Origin of the sequence: Enterococcus sp. AZ071, from assembly GCF_050499065.1 — a bacterium.
Classification (GTDB): Bacteria; Bacillota; Bacilli; order Lactobacillales; family Enterococcaceae; genus Enterococcus_A; species Enterococcus_A ferrettii.
Window position 1 is genome coordinate 2,199,293 of the sequence record NZ_JBIPAS010000001.1, and the last position, 15,519, is coordinate 2,214,811.

The 15,519-nt window shown below is 40.6% G+C and carries 20 protein-coding genes; 5 read left to right on the plus strand and 15 right to left on the minus strand.

What is annotated here, in order from left to right:
* Positions 1 to 78: 78 nt before the first annotated feature.
* Positions 79 to 348, minus strand: a complete 270-nt coding sequence (locus IGI49_RS10840) for a hypothetical protein (protein ID WP_429964500.1) — start codon at positions 346 to 348, stop codon at positions 79 to 81.
* A gap of 75 nt (positions 349 to 423) precedes the next feature.
* On the minus strand, positions 424 to 1,068 hold the full coding sequence (locus tag IGI49_RS10845) for a TetR/AcrR family transcriptional regulator (protein ID WP_429964501.1): 645 nt from the start codon (positions 1,066 to 1,068) through the stop codon (positions 424 to 426).
* A gap of 139 nt (positions 1,069 to 1,207) precedes the next feature.
* Between IGI49_RS10845 and IGI49_RS10850 the strand changes: the two genes are divergently transcribed.
* Positions 1,208 to 1,531 (plus strand): inorganic pyrophosphatase, encoded by a 324-nt coding sequence (locus IGI49_RS10850; protein ID WP_429964502.1) that lies wholly within the window; start codon positions 1,208 to 1,210, stop codon positions 1,529 to 1,531.
* Positions 1,532 to 1,582: 51 nt separating this feature from the next.
* Here IGI49_RS10850 and IGI49_RS10855 read toward each other — a convergent pair whose 3' ends face one another.
* From IGI49_RS10855 to IGI49_RS10870, 4 genes are all read right to left on the minus strand, one after another.
* A complete protein-coding gene (locus tag IGI49_RS10855; protein WP_429964503.1) occupies positions 1,583 to 2,236 on the minus strand; it encodes a hypothetical protein in 654 nt (217 codons plus the stop codon).
* A gap of 75 nt (positions 2,237 to 2,311) precedes the next feature.
* The gene (locus IGI49_RS10860; protein ID WP_207705254.1) at positions 2,312 to 3,256 is read right to left on the minus strand and encodes a 3'-5' exoribonuclease YhaM family protein; all 945 of its coding nucleotides are present in this window, start codon (positions 3,254 to 3,256) and stop codon (positions 2,312 to 2,314) included.
* On the minus strand, positions 3,253 to 5,889 hold the full coding sequence (locus IGI49_RS10865; RefSeq protein WP_429964504.1) for an AAA family ATPase: 2,637 nt from the start codon (positions 5,887 to 5,889) through the stop codon (positions 3,253 to 3,255). Before IGI49_RS10865 ends, IGI49_RS10860 begins: the two co-directional genes overlap by 4 nt.
* Before the next feature lie 15 nt (positions 5,890 to 5,904).
* The gene (locus tag IGI49_RS10870) at positions 5,905 to 7,101 is read right to left on the minus strand and encodes a metallophosphoesterase (RefSeq protein WP_429964505.1); all 1,197 of its coding nucleotides are present in this window, start codon (positions 7,099 to 7,101) and stop codon (positions 5,905 to 5,907) included.
* A gap of 196 nt (positions 7,102 to 7,297) precedes the next feature.
* Here IGI49_RS10870 and IGI49_RS10875 point away from each other — a divergent pair, with 196 nt between their 5' ends.
* Genes IGI49_RS10875 through IGI49_RS10885 form a run of 3 tightly spaced genes read left to right on the plus strand, consistent with a single transcriptional unit; the run spans position 7,298 to position 8,704 of the window.
* Positions 7,298 to 7,783 carry a MarR family winged helix-turn-helix transcriptional regulator gene (locus tag IGI49_RS10875; RefSeq protein ID WP_429964506.1) on the plus strand — a complete coding sequence of 162 codons (486 nt, stop codon included), beginning with the start codon at positions 7,298 to 7,300 and terminating at the stop codon, positions 7,781 to 7,783.
* A gap of 17 nt (positions 7,784 to 7,800) precedes the next feature.
* The gene (locus IGI49_RS10880) at positions 7,801 to 8,337 is read left to right on the plus strand and encodes a flavodoxin domain-containing protein (protein WP_429964507.1); all 537 of its coding nucleotides are present in this window, start codon (positions 7,801 to 7,803) and stop codon (positions 8,335 to 8,337) included.
* Positions 8,330 to 8,704, plus strand: a complete 375-nt coding sequence (locus IGI49_RS10885) for an FMN-binding protein (protein WP_429964508.1) — start codon at positions 8,330 to 8,332, stop codon at positions 8,702 to 8,704. The genes IGI49_RS10880 and IGI49_RS10885 overlap by 8 nt, the downstream gene beginning before the upstream one ends.
* A 41-nt stretch (positions 8,705 to 8,745) precedes the next feature.
* Here the strand turns inward: IGI49_RS10885 and IGI49_RS10890 are convergent, their stop codons facing one another.
* Positions 8,746 to 9,729 (minus strand): helix-turn-helix domain-containing protein, encoded by a 984-nt coding sequence (locus IGI49_RS10890; RefSeq protein ID WP_429964509.1) that lies wholly within the window; start codon positions 9,727 to 9,729, stop codon positions 8,746 to 8,748.
* A 108-nt stretch (positions 9,730 to 9,837) separates the two neighbouring features.
* Between IGI49_RS10890 and IGI49_RS10895 the strand changes: the two genes are divergently transcribed.
* Positions 9,838 to 10,446, plus strand: coding sequence for a GNAT family N-acetyltransferase (locus IGI49_RS10895; RefSeq protein ID WP_429964510.1), 609 nt, complete (start codon positions 9,838 to 9,840; stop codon positions 10,444 to 10,446).
* A 63-nt stretch (positions 10,447 to 10,509) separates the two neighbouring features.
* Here the strand turns inward: IGI49_RS10895 and IGI49_RS10900 are convergent, their stop codons facing one another.
* The 8 genes from IGI49_RS10900 to IGI49_RS10935 all read right to left on the minus strand — a co-directional run bounded on the left by IGI49_RS10900 (position 10,510) and on the right by IGI49_RS10935 (position 15,465).
* Positions 10,510 to 11,307, minus strand: coding sequence for a MerR family transcriptional regulator (locus IGI49_RS10900; protein WP_429964511.1), 798 nt, complete (start codon positions 11,305 to 11,307; stop codon positions 10,510 to 10,512).
* A gap of 120 nt (positions 11,308 to 11,427) precedes the next feature.
* Complete coding sequence (locus IGI49_RS10905) at positions 11,428 to 11,889, minus strand: hypothetical protein (RefSeq protein WP_429964512.1); 462 nt, start codon at positions 11,887 to 11,889, stop codon at positions 11,428 to 11,430.
* 13 nt (positions 11,890 to 11,902) lie between these two features.
* On the minus strand, positions 11,903 to 12,793 hold the full coding sequence (locus IGI49_RS10910) for a helix-turn-helix domain-containing protein (RefSeq protein WP_429964513.1): 891 nt from the start codon (positions 12,791 to 12,793) through the stop codon (positions 11,903 to 11,905).
* A 63-nt stretch (positions 12,794 to 12,856) separates the two neighbouring features.
* The gene (locus IGI49_RS10915) at positions 12,857 to 13,354 is read right to left on the minus strand and encodes a GyrI-like domain-containing protein (RefSeq protein WP_429964514.1); all 498 of its coding nucleotides are present in this window, start codon (positions 13,352 to 13,354) and stop codon (positions 12,857 to 12,859) included.
* A 212-nt stretch (positions 13,355 to 13,566) separates the two neighbouring features.
* Entirely contained in the window at positions 13,567 to 14,208 is a 642-nt protein-coding gene (locus IGI49_RS10920) for an ABC-2 transporter permease (RefSeq protein WP_429964515.1), read from the minus strand.
* The gene (locus tag IGI49_RS10925; RefSeq protein ID WP_429964516.1) at positions 14,201 to 14,944 is read right to left on the minus strand and encodes an ABC transporter ATP-binding protein; all 744 of its coding nucleotides are present in this window, start codon (positions 14,942 to 14,944) and stop codon (positions 14,201 to 14,203) included. Before IGI49_RS10925 ends, IGI49_RS10920 begins: the two co-directional genes overlap by 8 nt.
* Positions 14,945 to 14,967: 23 nt before the next feature.
* Entirely contained in the window at positions 14,968 to 15,183 is a 216-nt protein-coding gene (locus IGI49_RS10930; RefSeq protein WP_429964517.1) for a hypothetical protein, read from the minus strand.
* Positions 15,184 to 15,465 (minus strand): helix-turn-helix transcriptional regulator, encoded by a 282-nt coding sequence (locus tag IGI49_RS10935; protein WP_429964518.1) that lies wholly within the window; start codon positions 15,463 to 15,465, stop codon positions 15,184 to 15,186.
* Positions 15,466 to 15,519 lie beyond the last annotated feature (54 nt).

A 15,519-nucleotide genomic window follows, 5' to 3' on the forward strand; every position in this document is an offset into this window, starting at 1 on the left:
TATTTTCCGACTTCCTGATTAATTATAGGTTCAATTATTTGGACGATCATTCTTAAAACTACGATGACTGTCATCCTTTCATTTTCTTCCTTGCCGATTGAAAAATGGGATAGATTGGATTCTTTCAGCAAATAGATCAAAAAATTGAGTTAAAATATTTTCACATGTCCGAGTTTCCAATCCTGTGTTCTCAGCAATAGCTTGAGCAACTTCCTCTAAATTGTTTCGTCGGGCTTTTTTTAAATGATTCTCGGCATATAATTCATAGCCTTTCATGACTGCTTCACATGTCTCTAGTGATTCACCACTGCGATAAGATAATTCTTCGATTGTTTTTTGATGATTCATCTACAATTCCTCCTTCATAGACCGACCGTCAGTCTATTCTTTTCTATTTTTTAAACTCAACCGTAAGGATTGAGTTTAATTTGTAAACATTTTTAGAAATTGTTGGGTAACTTTTTCCTTGTCTAAATCAGCTTCGTTTATACCTAAGATGCGAAAGATAAACTCCACAAAAGAAAATAGCTTGCGCTGCATTATTTCCAGATCTTCACCAATGACTCGTTCGTCAGATAATGATTGGATACCAGCAATTAAAAATTGAACACTTTCCAGTGGATAAACAGCTGAAAACTCACCACGCTGGTTGCCTTCTTCAAGAATTTCCGCAAGTACCGGACAAACATAACGCAGCGTCCCTTCTAGAGCCCGCTGTTTCATTAGAGCATTTTCGGTGTGCTGAAATTGATCCAGCAAATCACTTTTTTGTTCATTATTAGCTGCTGACTGTTTTTGCAGAAATAATAAAAGTTTATCTATACTTCGACCGTCTGCCTTCAAAACCTCTTGGGCAATCAGCCGATCGGTGTCTACTACTCGCATAATTACCGCATCCAGAACCTCTTCCTTCGATTTAAAGTAATGGTAAAAGGTTCCTTTGGCAATTCCGATTTGTTTTAGAATGTCATTGATTGTCGCTTTTTCATAGCCTTTGGTTAGAAAAAGCTGTTCGGCAGTATCAATAATTTCTGTTCGCCGTGTCTCATGTTCCTTTACGATTCTCATAGGTTCCCTCCTCTCGACCGACCGCCGGTCTATTTACGTTTATACTATAATGTCTTTCCAACTCTTTGTCAATACCTTTCAAAAGTCTTTTGAATTTTCTGTTAAAATAAAAGAAGTCGAACAACAGAGGGGGATACAAATGAAACGATTCAAAGCTACCGTAACCATTGATCGACCGTTAGGCTATCTTGATTCTTATGGTACCACCTATCCGGTAAATTATGGCTTTGTGGAAGGCATTATTGCAGGAGATGGGGAAGCTCAAGATGTATATGTTTTATTGGAAACAGAAAAACTTGTATCCTTTATAGGGGAAGTAATTGCCGTGGTTGTTCGAAAAGACGACGTAGAGGACAAATGGGTGGCAGCACCAACGGGAACAATTCTGTCAAAAGAAGAAATCGCTAAGCAGATTGCGTTTATTGAACAGTACTTTGATTCAGATCTCATCTTGTTAAAATAAAAAGTCCCTCAAAGTTGGATACTCACTTTGAGAGACTTTCATTCCTGCTTTTTACATAAACGAACGCAGCATTGATAGAATGTAGCGCAATAAGCGAAAAACAATAAAGAGAATAAAAATATTCCCGAAAATGAAACCAAACAGATTGCCGATGCTGGCTTTGATATTGCCTAAGCTGAAGCGGCGTAAAAATCTTGGTGTACTATTATAGCCATTGCGTTTGAGGCGAAATTTTTCTTCGTATGTAATATCCAGCATATCATAGTAAATAATCTGCAGTGGCTGTCTAGCAAAGAATGTCTTTTCAAAGCCCACCATCATGGTGTATTGCTTATTTTTGGAAGGCAAATTACGTACCCCATTTTTATTGATGCGCACCTTCTCGTTTTGATTGTCATTGATGTTATAGCTGTATTCATCTTCCTCAATTTGATCAATCTTGGCATTCGGTTGATTCACCTGCAGGAATTCTTCATAAACTTCGGAAAAATTCCCTCTTTGTCCCATTAGAAAAACCAGAGCACCAATTAAGACTAGGATCATCAGTCCATTCAGAAGCATAAACTCTTGAAAGAAAGCCGTATAGGCACCAATAATCACTAAGGCTGCCACAACCAAAATAATTCGTTTGTTGTAGTATTTTTGATACATAATTTCGATCGTGCGTTTATAGTAATCAAAATCTTCTGCAACAAAATTCTCCATTCGGTGTTCCTCCTTTGTTTTTTGTGTAAAAAGAAAGGCGATGCATCTCCTAGGAGAATTCTCGCCTATTTTCGATTAAATATCCTTTGGTACATAGAAACTGCGGTTATCCATACCAAAAATACGTTCAGTGTATGTTCCTGGTTCCGTATTTTTCACTGCACTGGACAGCATTTGCATAGAAGCATCGATGTTGTCAATTTGATGCAAAATTTCGGCTTCCATAATACGCGGGCGTACTGGAGAACCATACTCCAGCAAACCGTGATGAGATAAAACCATGTGGCGCAATACTACTACATCTTCATCGGCATCATTGATTTTTAGCGCCGCACAAGCTTTATTGATCTCTTCATCAACTAAAACCAAGTGTCCCACTAAATTTCCAACGACGGTATATTCTGTCGAAGAAGGACCTGACAATTCCAATACCTTGCCTAAATCATGCAAAATAATCCCAGCATACAACAGCGAAGCATTTAATTGCGGATATTCCTTAACCAGTGATTTTCCGATGCGCAGCATGGTCAGCGTATGATAGGCCAATCCACCAGCAAAAGCATGGTGATTGCGTTTAGCTGCAGGGTATTCAAAAAATTCCTTTTGATAGTTGTTTAATAGGAAACGAACAATCCGGTTCCAGTGAGCATTGGTAATCTCAAACAACGTCTGGTTGATTTCTTCTTCCATCTCTTCCCGACGAATCGGTGCGCGCTCCATGTATAAGCTTGGATCGCTAGGTTCTTCAGGCTTCGTTACTCGGAGGTGCAGAATTTTCACCTGCGGATTTCCCTGATAGATTTCGCGTTTCCCAGTTAGGGCAACGACTTGTCCCGCTTTAAATTTTTTAATTTCGTCCTCTGAAGCATCCCAAAACTTGCCGTCTACTGTGCCAGAAGTATCCTGGAAGGTAAAGGCGATAAATTTCTTGCCGTTTTTCGCCAAGCGAACATCGGCATTCTTAATCAATACGTACATTTCAAATTGCTCATCAACAGTCAATTCTTTAATTTTCTTCATCGTGAAACTCCCTTCAATTCCCAAACAGGTTGGTGAAGCTCTTGATAATAGCTTACCATTTCTTGGTCAGATGACAAACAGATGATTTGATAATCTTTACTAAATTCGGCAAATAGCTTGGCCAATTGCCGTTTTCGCTGATGATCATAATGCAGCCAGCCATCATCAATAATGATCGGACACCAAGGATGGTTCTTTTGTAATGCCAAGTAGGCAAAACGAATTGCCATAATTACCTGATCCTTGGTCCCAGTGGATAAGCTATATACCGGCCGATGATTCACCGTCACGATTCCATCTAGAAAATCTAAACGGGCCTGCTCATAATCCGTTAAAACTTGAAAGTAACGGCTAGCCTGCTTCATTAATTCGGGAAGCTGCTGCTCCGATAACTCTGTGGCAATATCCTGCAGCAACTGACTTTCCAGTTTAGCTGCTGTATATTCCTTTAGCAGCTGGTTAACGACCGCTTTTTGTTGACTGGCTTGCTGATACCAGGCATCCAAGGTTCCGTCGGCTTGCATTTGATCAATCTGCAAACGCAAGCGCTGTTCTTGTTCCTGCAATTGGCGTAAGTGTTCTTGATTCGTTTGCTGCCGACCTCTTAAGATACGCAAATTATCCTCAATTGTTTCCAACGAACTGGCTTTTGGAAATAAAGGTGCCACGGTTCTCGTTAAATCTTGCAACCGCTGCTTCTTTTGTCTTAATTCCTGCTGCTGTTGCAAAAAGGCTGGAACTTCAGATGGGTAATGCAATCCCAGCTGCCGCAATAAAGCTTGATGCTGACTAATTAATAGCTGCTGCTGTTTTTTAGTTTCATTCATCCGCTGCTGCAGCATGGTATTTTCCTGATAGGTCTGGGCAAAACGAATCTGCTCCATTTCTTTAGCATACTGCTCCAACGCTGCAAATTTTCCACTTATATTTTTTCCCTGCAGCGGTAGCCATTCTTGCAAGAAATTAAATTCTTGTTCCTGCTTCAACAGCTCCTGATGGATGGCTTGCTGTGCTTTTATCCACTCCGTTTGCTGCTCCTGCTGAGCTAAAAATTGCTGTGCAGCTTGATTCACTTGCTGGATCTCCAGCTCAGACTCCCGCAGCGGTAGTCGACGGCGGCTCAGCTCTTGCTGCAATTGCTGCTGAAGTGTTTGCTGCTGTTGTTCCTGCTGTGACAGCTTTCCTTCTAACTCTGCCAACTGTCCTTCGTAAATATCCAGCTGCCCCAGCTTTTCCTGCCAGGTTTCTTTGCTGACAGTCAAATTAGGCTTGCGCAATCCCCACAGGATACTTAATGCCGAAAGTACAACTAAACCATAACGCCAAGGTGGCGGCAGTAGAAAAGCTGCTATAAGGGAGGCACCTGCTGCTAACCAGCCCCATGGTTTGCGTCTTGGCTGATTGAACAGCTCAGGGTGTTGTTTCTCATACTGATTCAAAACAGCTTCTGTCTGATCTCGTTGTTCTTTGACAATTTGCAGACGAATCAATTGCTCTTCGACTTGCTTTTGGCCTTGCTGGATTGGACCAAATAATTTAGTGATGACCTGATTATCAGGAAAAGGCAGAGGTGGCTGTTCAGCCGTCCAACCGAAGTTTGCTGCCTGTTGTTGCGCTAACTGAACTGCTAAGCGCTGCTCTTCATCCAGTAGGCGGAGAACCGCAACCTTTTGTTCTAATAACTGCTGAATTTTTTCTTCATGCTCTAAATAGAAATAATACTTCGCAGAGTGCTGATCCATCCCACTGTGTCGCTGCAATGCTTGCTGCAGCTTCTCCAGCTCTTTGTTCAGCTGCTGATACTCTTGATAAAATTCCTGCAGCTGCTGATGGTCCTCTTCACTGCCTCGCTGGGTCAGATCTAACTCCTGTAAAGCCAAGTATTCTGCATAATTGTTCCAGTTTAAACGCTGCTGCTCCAACTGCAATTGCTCCTGCTGGGCTTTTTGATGCATACTTTCCTGCTGACTCACCTGCATTTGCAATTCATCAGCCTGACGCACCAAGGACTGGAAATCTGCCTCCTGAGCTTCCTTTTGCTGAATTTTCTGTTGTAAAACCTGCCAGTTTTGCACTGCCTGATTTAAGGTTTGCTTACGCCCACGGGGTTTATAGATCGCTTCATATCGTTTTTGCAAACTGCCTTTTCGTTCAAACAATTGGTTGCTGCCGGATAATCCTAATGAAACTAAAGCCTCATGCAGAGCATCCTCCTGTAGATATTCCAGCTGCTGCAGCTGCTCCTGCTGAAAGGTAAATACCTGTTGAAAAAGCTCCTGATTTAAGGGATACAGAATCGTTTCCAACAACTCTTCAGTTCCCTGCTGCCCCTCTTCCAACTGAACAATAGCTTTGCCCTTGTTCTTATTTTTATAGCGCTCGATAGTAATCTGACCATATTTAGGAGTAAGGATCGTTAAACGTCCGCCATAACCGCTACCATCCTCTGGAGTGTAATCCTGACCCTTTTTCCGCTTGTTAGGAAAGCCAAACAGCATGGCCTGAATAAATTGATAGAGAGTTGATTTGCCCGCTTCATTTAACCCATACACAAGCTGGTTTTTCGCCTCAAACAAGAATGTCTGCTGCCGCCACTTGCCAAAGCCGGTAATTTCTGCTTTTTTTATCCACATGAGCCTCTCTCCCCCTTATCTATTCGTCTCATCTGAAGAAACAGGTTTTCTAAAACGATATGATTCCTTCAATGTTTGAGCTAGTTCTTCAATAACCTCTTGTTTAAACTGATTGGTTAACAACGGATGAATCGCAGGATTTTGATCTAACTCCTGCAGCAGCGCTTGAAAAACTTGCGGCTCTTCATAGGTTGTCAAGAGCTGATCCACTAGCACTTCATCCACTGCTAAATACGGTCGCTCTTCTGAGGTATCTGTCATTGTCAGCTGCCACAAAAAAATCTGTTCAGGTAATTCTTCCTGCAAAATCATTCGCAGTTCACCGGATGCCACCTGATACCTCAATTCTGATCCGAGCGTTTCACCATCGGTTAGCTCGATTTGCAATAAAGTCGGCTGAGAAAACTGCACCTGTTCCTTCACCGCTTGAAAAAGTTGAGGATTATTGCGGACATGAGCCAAAGAGACCCGTTGTTTTTCCCATTGAACCTCTGCAATAGGGATAGAACGTACTTTTACGAACCCATCACTTTTCTCCACTAATTGAATACCAGACAACTGCGTTTCCTTCTGGGTATGCCCCTGTGGTGTTCCTGGATAAACAATCCATGGATGCTCCGATAGGATCTGTGGTACATGAATATGCCCCAAAGCCCAGTAGTCATACCCTTTTTCAATGAGCTTGGCTACAGTAAACGGGGCATAGGGCATTTGTCCACCATGATACATTCCTATATGAAAGGTGCCGCTATTTTTCACTGGAAACTGTGGAAGCATCTCCTGTTCAATCGTCGGATGTTGAAAGCTGAAGCTGCTGACAGCTACATCCTCTCCCGCTTTAGTAGTAAAGCGTTTGGTTTCCACTGTTTCTTTTGTAAATAAAACGATATTGTCTGGAAAGGTAAACCAGTAACGCTCTGCTTGATAATAATCATGATTGCCAAAATTCATAAAAACTGGAATCTCTGCTTGCTGCAGACGTTCCATCTCAGAAAAGAAATAGCGCTGTGTTTTTAATGTTGGCCGATTCTGATGAAATGTATCACCAGCCAATAAGACAAAATCAACCGTCTCTTTAATTGCTGTATCGACTAAATTTGTCAGCATTTGCTGATTTGCCTGCAATAAATAAGGTTGAAAGCTATCTGCTACGTCGATCAGTCCCTCAAAAGAACGGTCCAAGTGCAAATCTGCTGCGTGTAAAAATTTCATTGCTTTCGCCTCCAATCCTATCTATTTTACCACAACAAAGCGAAAGTTTGTTCGTATAATTATTGGGACATGTGTTTCTTTTTGATTTGTTAAAAAAACAGCACCTACTTCTCTAATTAGGACCTGCGACGTATTTTTCTCTGCTTTTGTCCATGCTATACTAAAAAGGTAACTAGTTACTCAAGAGGAGGCTATTATGGATATCCATCATTTGATTGAAACCTTTAGTAAAAATCGAAATTCCCAACAGCGAGCAATTTTTTCCAGCCTGTTTATCTTAGGCAATCGTCTGCAAACTTCCTTTGACAAACTTGATCCAGCTGTTACTTTAAAGCAATTTATGCTGCTGACCATGGTGAAAAATGCACCCGAAGAGGGCTTGACCTTGACTCAAATCGGGGAGCTATTAGGCAGCTCTCGCCAAACCGCAAAAAAACTAGCCTTGTCTTTAGAGAAGAAACAGCTAGTAAAGATCAAGCAGAGTACCCAGGATAAACGGAAGTCACTTCTGACTATTACGCCTGAAGGGGTAGACTATTTTGCCAAGGTAGCTGCCCTGCACAGTACAGCTCTAGGACGACTATTTGAAGGCTATTCCGATGAAGAAGTCGAACAATTTTTTATTATTTTTATGAAGCTGTATGAAGGGGTAGAAGAACTAGAACAATTGGCATTTGAATAAGGAGAGGTGGAAGTTAAATGGAAAAAGTCGCAGTAATTTATGGTTCACATTATGGAACCACACAGCAATATGCTCAATGGATTGCCGAAAGCTTGCAGGCTCCTTTATTGGATGCAGCTAAAACTACTAAAGAACAGCTGCAAAATTATGAATGGTTGATCTTCGGTGGTGGGTTGTATGCTAGTGGAATTAAAGGATTTAAGCTGTTGAAGGAACATTCAGGAGAAAAGTTAATTTTGTTCACTGTGGGGTTAGCCGATCCTAAAGTCACGGATTATAGTCCAATATTGAACAACAACTTAAGTAAAGAGCAATTACAGAATACTAAAATTTTTCATCTACGTGGTGGAATTGACTATGGTCAATTATCAAAAATGCACCGACTAATGATGGCATTCAAGAAAAAAGATGCTGAGAAAAAAATAAGTGTGCAGCCTAATGAGGAAGATCGAGAATTTTTGGCTACTTATAATCAGCAAATTGACTTTACTGCTGAAGAAACGATTGCTCCACTTATTGATTACGTAAAAAAGGAGCTTGAGGCCTATGTCTAAATTAGTAACCGGGCTGATTATTGTACTTGCTGCCGGATGCCTCATTTTCTTTGGAGCAATTATTTATTCAAAAAGTATGCTGAAGAATGTAGCAATCACTAAAGTTGACCCTCGAGAATTGCCTGATGGCACCTATTCTGGTGAAGCAAGCCTTAAACCAGTGATTGCTAAAGTCAACGTAACCATTGCTGATGGAAAGATTTCTGCGGTTCAAATTACGGAACATCAAACTGGCTTAGGCAAAAAAGCCGAGACAATTGCTTCGGAAATCGTTGACAAGCAATCCTTGCAGGTAGATGCCATCAGCGGAGCAACCATGAGCAGCCAAGCAATTCTCAAGGCTTGCGAAAATGCATTGACTAAATAGCCTTTGAGCTGTTGTTAAGAATCTTCTTAATAACAGCTTTTTTAAGCAAATACCAGACAATTATTAGGCTCCTCACGATTTTTCAAAATCGTCGAAAAGAGGTCACTGTATTCCTGCTGCATTTCTGGCTGCTGCAAAATTCGAAAAATAGAAAGTGCTTGGTCACATTTTTGCTTGCCCATCTCAACGGAGCCAGAAGCAATTTTCAGCCAGCCTTGATAAAACAGCAGCTTACTGCTATTCAGCAAATCCCCCTGATCATACAACAATTCCTCGGCTTCCTTCAGCACTTCTTGTGCCCAAGTAAGCTTTTGGAAATTAATAAAAGTGGTACAGGTACCGAAAAGCAGTTCAAAACGCATACCTTGCATCGCCTGCAATCCCTCTTGCTTTTTCGTTCGAGCAACTGCCGTTCGCAGCAACTGCCTAGTAGTTTCTACTGGAAAGCTAAACTGAAAAAAACGAAACAGCATCACTTCAAAAACACTCCAATTATCTATCTTGTACAAATAGCTGACAATCGGCGCTGAAAGCGTGTGGGATTGCTTAAACAAATGATCCAAATCAACTGTTTTCCTCGCTTTTCCCTCTTCATTCACTTGATAGTTCAATACCAGCAGTTGACAGAGAATTCCTAAAAATTTGCCCCAATTGGTCTCCTGGCCAATTGCCTTCTCCAGCTGTCTCATCTCTTCTTGGCCTTTGGCAAAATCCCCAGATTTATTCGCTAGATGGTTGCAGTGAAAAATCTGATCCAGATAAGCAACAAACTTTCCGGATAAATAAAAGGGATGGTCAGACAGATAATTGTACACCGACTGTTCTTCCGCTTGAGAACGCAAATACAAAAATTCTTCCATCGTCACATTAATGCCATTGAGCAGCTGTTCAAAACGCTTAAAGCTGATATTTGTATTTCCTTTTTCAAATTTGCTGATAAAAGCCACACTGTTCCACTCATTGGCAAGCTCCTGCATACTTAAGCCGCGCTCTTTACGGAGCTGCCGAAAAAGCTTTCCCTCCATTTAATCACCCTTTTCTATTTGGAAATTCCACTATAGTAGAATTATCCTTCTCCTCTAGTTTAGGTCAGATAAGATTAAAGAACAAGCTGAGAAATGAGGAGATCACTTATGAGAAGAGCACAAATGGAAGATTTACAAGTCATTACTGATTTTATAGTTGACCGTTTTTGGGGTCTGGAACACTTTAATTTTTTGTCACAAGATTTAGCTACCCCCAAAGAAACATTGACTGCTTTAGTGACTGCCCAAACCGCTATATTTTTAAAGTATGGCGATATTTATCTTTATCAAGATCCTTTACTTGGAGCAATAGCCGGCATTCCTTTGAAAAAATTTTCACTGCCCCACCAACTATTTTATAGCTTAGCTACCCCAAACCCATTTAGAAAAATGCCTAGGCTGGAACAGAAGCTTCTTCTAGAAAAAAATAAATTAATTACTGAAATTCACACTCGTTGGCATAAAAAATATACTAAAAATGCTTACTACCTCTGCCAAGTCGCTGTTGCTAAAGAAGCCAAAGGAACCGGTGTCTTGCGGAAAATGCTGACACCTATTCTTATAGAATGCCAAACCAAGGGACAAGATATCGTTTTAGAGACTATGACTGAAAGCAATATCCCCATTTATCAGCATTTCGGCTTTGAACTGGTGGAAACTCATCACAGCCCCAATGTTCCCTATGACGAATATTGTTTTATTAGACGACATAAATAAAGTAAAGCTAAGCTGAAGATACTACTCAGCCTGGCTTTACTTTTCATTAGCTTAAATCAACTTCTATTCTTTTATCGGCACAAGAATCTTGGTCTGATAACTTTCAGGATTTCCCTTAAACAGCTTGCCAGGTCCCTTTAGATACAGTTCTCGCCAAGGAGTGTCCAGTGTCAACTGATGTTCTTTCGCATAGTCGATCAACGCTTTATACGCTTCATGCAGGCGGTCGTATTCACCAATATGCATCGTAGACAATACCTTCCTGGCTGGGAAAGTAGTAATTGTTACTTTATCAGAAGCAAAAGCCTTTTTAATCGGAACGCCGAGCGCCATTTTTCCAATCTCATTCACTTCTTCGTCAAAGTATAAACAAAATGGGGCTCCGTTTGCTCGGCCTTTGACCTCCTGAAACAGCTTGCCAGTGTAGCTGCCAATCTCTCGAAAGGTCCCTTCGAAATACCATAAAGCAACTTGTTCAGCTGGTAATTGTTCCACCATCATTTCATAGTTCATTTGTCTTCGCTCCCTCATTTTAGTTGTTGTCAGGAGGTTATCGAGTTGGCGAATTAATTCTTTTTGTTGGGTTACTCTTTGCTCTAGCATTTGCCGTTTTTCGAATAAATAGCCGGCTAAATCCGCTTCTTCCAAATCATAGGCCAACACTTCCTGCATTTCGGCAATAGTGAAGTCGAACTGCTTTAACAAAAGAATCAGTTCAGCCTTGTCTAAATCAGCAACAGAATAATATCGGTATCCGTTGGTGCCGCGAGCAGAGGGCTTCAACAATCCTTCTTGATCATAATAGCGCAGCGCTTTAGCTGTCAGTTTAGAAATTTTAGAAAATTCACCGATTGTATACATGTATTCTCCTCCTACCCCAACTATAAACCTTCCTGTATAGAGGAAGGTCAAGAGGTATTGTCTTCGTCATGCAAAAAGTCGAAAATCTCCCCAGCTGAATTGGCAGATTTCCGACGATTGCTATGCTTTAATTTCTTCAATTGAATCCGTAATGACCCAATCATCCATATTTTTGCCGCGATTATAAGCAAACGGCTCAAGCTCTTCAATAAGATCTATTTCAAAAACAGCAAGATATTTCTTACCAGCCCAGCGATCATGCTGCTTCTTCGACAAATTCAATTCCTTTTCAAACTGTTGGATAAAAGCAGCAGATTCTTCTTTAGTCATTTTTTCACTTTCGATTACCTGAGTAATTACACCGCGATGAGTAACTAACAAGTTCCCGCCTGTTTCAACAAAATAGGCGATATCCCCAACCTTTGCTCGTCCACCTAAAGGCAGCTTTTTGCCGGCAGCTCCACGAATGATCATAGTTTTCTCATGCGTCAACAGCTTCTCTAATTCCTTGCCTTCTTTATTCAAATAAACCAAATGCTCGGCTTGGCCTTCTCTTTTCTGATACCATTTACTAACAGTCATGCTAGACACTCCTTTATTTATGGACAGGCAACCAAATTTCTAAACACGCTTGCTCACCTAACGTGATGTACGTCTCCAGCTCAGGCCCCTCAATTTTTTGATAATGGGTTTGCGGCAGCCACGTATTGAATATCTGCTGCTGCAATTGATTATAGGTGCTAGACACATTCTCAGTTATGCGATAATCATAACGCTCACTGGTAAAAACCGCATAACTTTGCTTAGGTATTGAGAACGTGGGATACTCGCTAGTTTGTCCCTCAGTCAGGACAAATCCTGTGAAGTAGTTTAGCATCCCGCTGTCCGCAATTTGCGGATTCGCTACTGCAAAATAAGGTGCCCGATTTATTCCAAAGAAACGTTTATTGGTGGCCTCAGTCTCCGCAAACGTTCGTAAGCTTTGATCCGTGAAAAACTGCTCCCACTGTTGACCTGTTTGTTGAAACAATTGCTCGTCCAGCAAATAGCTAGCCATTTTACCAACAATTTGAAAGGCTGGCAGCTGTTCAATCCGATAATTTAACGTTTTTCCACCATCGATTTGAATGGTTAAACGCATCGGCGGAAAATAATTAACCGCAGCAAATTCTTCTTTGGCTTGAGCAGGTGTTAAGCCATGGAATTTCACAAAGGCACGATGAAAAGCAGAACGGTTTGCATAGCCGCACTGCTCTGCAATCGTATCAACCAGCTCCCCTTGACGCAAGCAACCAACCGCTTCAGACAAGCGGCGATTGCGAACGTAATTAGAAAAGGAGTAGCCCGTTAAATAAGTAAAAAAACGATGAAATGTATATTCTGACAGCAAAGCTTGTTTTGCCAGCGTCTTCAACGAAATTTCTCCAAATAAGTGATCCTCTATATAAGCTAGAGTCGCTGTAAATCGTTGGATGTCTGTGGTCATATTGTTTAGCTCCTGTTTTAGTCTTCTATTAAGCATAGCACACTAAAACAGAGATTTCTTCAGCTATTTTTTCTTCACTGGTACCCAAATTTCAATGTCGTCACCACTTCCGTAAACCTCCATATCTGGTCCTCCTGAAGCCATCTCTCCTGTCATATAGCCAGTATTCAATAATTCATACTCTTCTGACTGGGGACCCCATTTTGAGACAATTTCAACTTGTGTCTGTCCAGAGGCTTCCTTGGTCGTTGGAAAAACTGCCCAAGTATTGGCTGGCACTTCTATTTCTTCCAACTCATCCGGTGTTTCCTCTGTAGTAGCCACACTGATATAGTAGTCGAATCGTTTCGCATCACTAGAATCAACATTATAGAAGCTAGCACCAATCAAACCGAATGGCTCCCGATTAATCAACGGCAGCAGTGCCTCCTGTTTCCCAGCAGATAAAATCTCACCCCAATGAGCGGGGCAATCTTGCATCCCCTGTTGATTTTCATTAGTTGACTCCTTTTTGTAGCCAACTATCTTAAACGCGTCTAATTCTACAATTCTGTGTTCCATTTTTCATTCCTCCTCTTTTTTCCACTATACCAAAAGCTAAACTAAATCTATGTATCCTTTTCTAAGCAAGAAAAGTGATAGCCTTCTTACTATCTAGAATAGCATGGCTTCTTAGCTGGAACCTCTCATTTTTGGAGCAAAATTTGTTTGATCGCAAAAAATCTGCAAATCCTTTGTCATCAGGATTCACAGATGTACTTAATAAATCTACTTTACAAATCTACTTTTTCAAATCGATTAACCGATACGTGGTAAGCAACAATTGTTGCTGAAACATAAACCAAAAATCCAATAATCAGAATAGGCAACTGTCGAAGCAGCTCCGGCTGCTTGACGCTATCCAACCAATAGAAATTAGGAAAATGAACGATAATTTCCATTAAAGTCATTATGATTATTGCAGGAATCATCGCTAATACAAAAGCTTTCCCTGCCTTATAAGCTGTCTTGAAAAAGACAGTCAAAAAAATCACATTGAAAACAGCATAAATGAAAAACCCCATGCCATAAAAAGCTACATTTGCTTCAATTCCAACTGGGTTTCCGTTAGACAAAATAGCCAATCGTAAAAAAATAAAAGGTAAAGATATCAGCATCTGAATCAACTCTGCCAGCACTACCAGCAAACATTTGGCTTTTACCGTGTCACGTTTCCGAACCGGTAATAAAGCTGTATAGTAAATGTCATTTGTTTCACGTCCGTACATAAAACTGATATATATGCCCAGCCCGCTAAATAAGAATATGATCCCATATGGATAAGCCGGGACTAAAACTAGTACCCCCATACAGGTAAAAATGAATAAATTAGGATGAGCTGCTAAACGAATTTCCTTGTACAATAAATTAAACATCGTAACTCTTCCTTTCCGTACGAATCATAATTTCCTCAAGCGAGAGTGCGTGCTCGTCTGGCTTCTTCAAATAGTCAAAGGAGTGTAAAAAAACCTCTTTTGGTGCATTGGCAACCATTTTTCCTTCTTTGATGTACGTAATTGAATCTGCACATTTCTCTAAATCTGATGTGATATGGGTAGAAAAGAGAATGCTGCGTTCGCCTCCTTGAACCAAATGCTGAAACAATTCCAGCAAATCATCTCTAGAGACTGGATCTAAACCACTGGTAGGCTCATCTAAAATCAACAATTTGGCATCATGGGACAAGGCCAAAGCAATCATATATTTCACCTTCATTCCAGCCGATAAATCCTTCACCTTTTTCTGAGGATCCAAAGAAAATACTGACAAGTATTTTTCATAGGCTGATTCATCCCAAGTTGGGTAAAATCGTTTTGTCACTTTAGTAATTAAGGACACCCTTTTTTGCTCATAAAAATCAATTCCGCCTAATACAATTCCCATTTGCTGCTTACAGGCTTTTTCATTGTCTAAGAAATCCTTCCCAAACATTTCGATTTTGCCAGAATCTGGATGCACTAGGTTCAACAATGATTTTAATGTCGTACTTTTCCCTGCCCCATTTTTTCCAATCAGGCCCATGATCTGTCCTTTGGGCAATGCAAAGGAAATATCTTCTAATGTAAAACTGGAATAATGCTTAGTTAATCCTTCAATTTTTAATAAGTCCATGGTTCTCCCTCTTCTTCCTTTTCTCAATTATTTGATAGCTGTTTATCCTCAGACAAGCGAACTTTCGATTGACCAGTCAGACGGAAAAATACTTCACTGCTTAACAAAACAATTCCCGCGGTTAACGGATTACAATCCCCCAACACAACTAAAACATCTCCTGTCTTGTATTCCATGGTTTCCTTAGCTTTCTTTGACAGAACAATTTGACCATGGTCATTCATCGTCACTGTTCTCAACTAATGCCTACTCTTTGATGGAATTGGTATTCCCGTTTGTTTTGAATCGTAATTGACAAAATCATTCAATGAAACATCAAACAATTCTGCCAATAAAATACAATTAACAATACAAGGAAGAGCGTTACCCTTTTCCCATTTGGCAACCGCCTGACGAGTTACCCCAATTCTTTCAGCAATTTCTTCTTGCGACATGCGACTTTGCCTTCTTAAACAATTCAGATTAGCAGAAATATTACTTTTTACCCGCTTCATATTTTTCACACCTCTTGTAATTATCATAGGCAACCACTGAAGAAATGAACACCAACCATAGTTAACCAAATATGTTCGTTT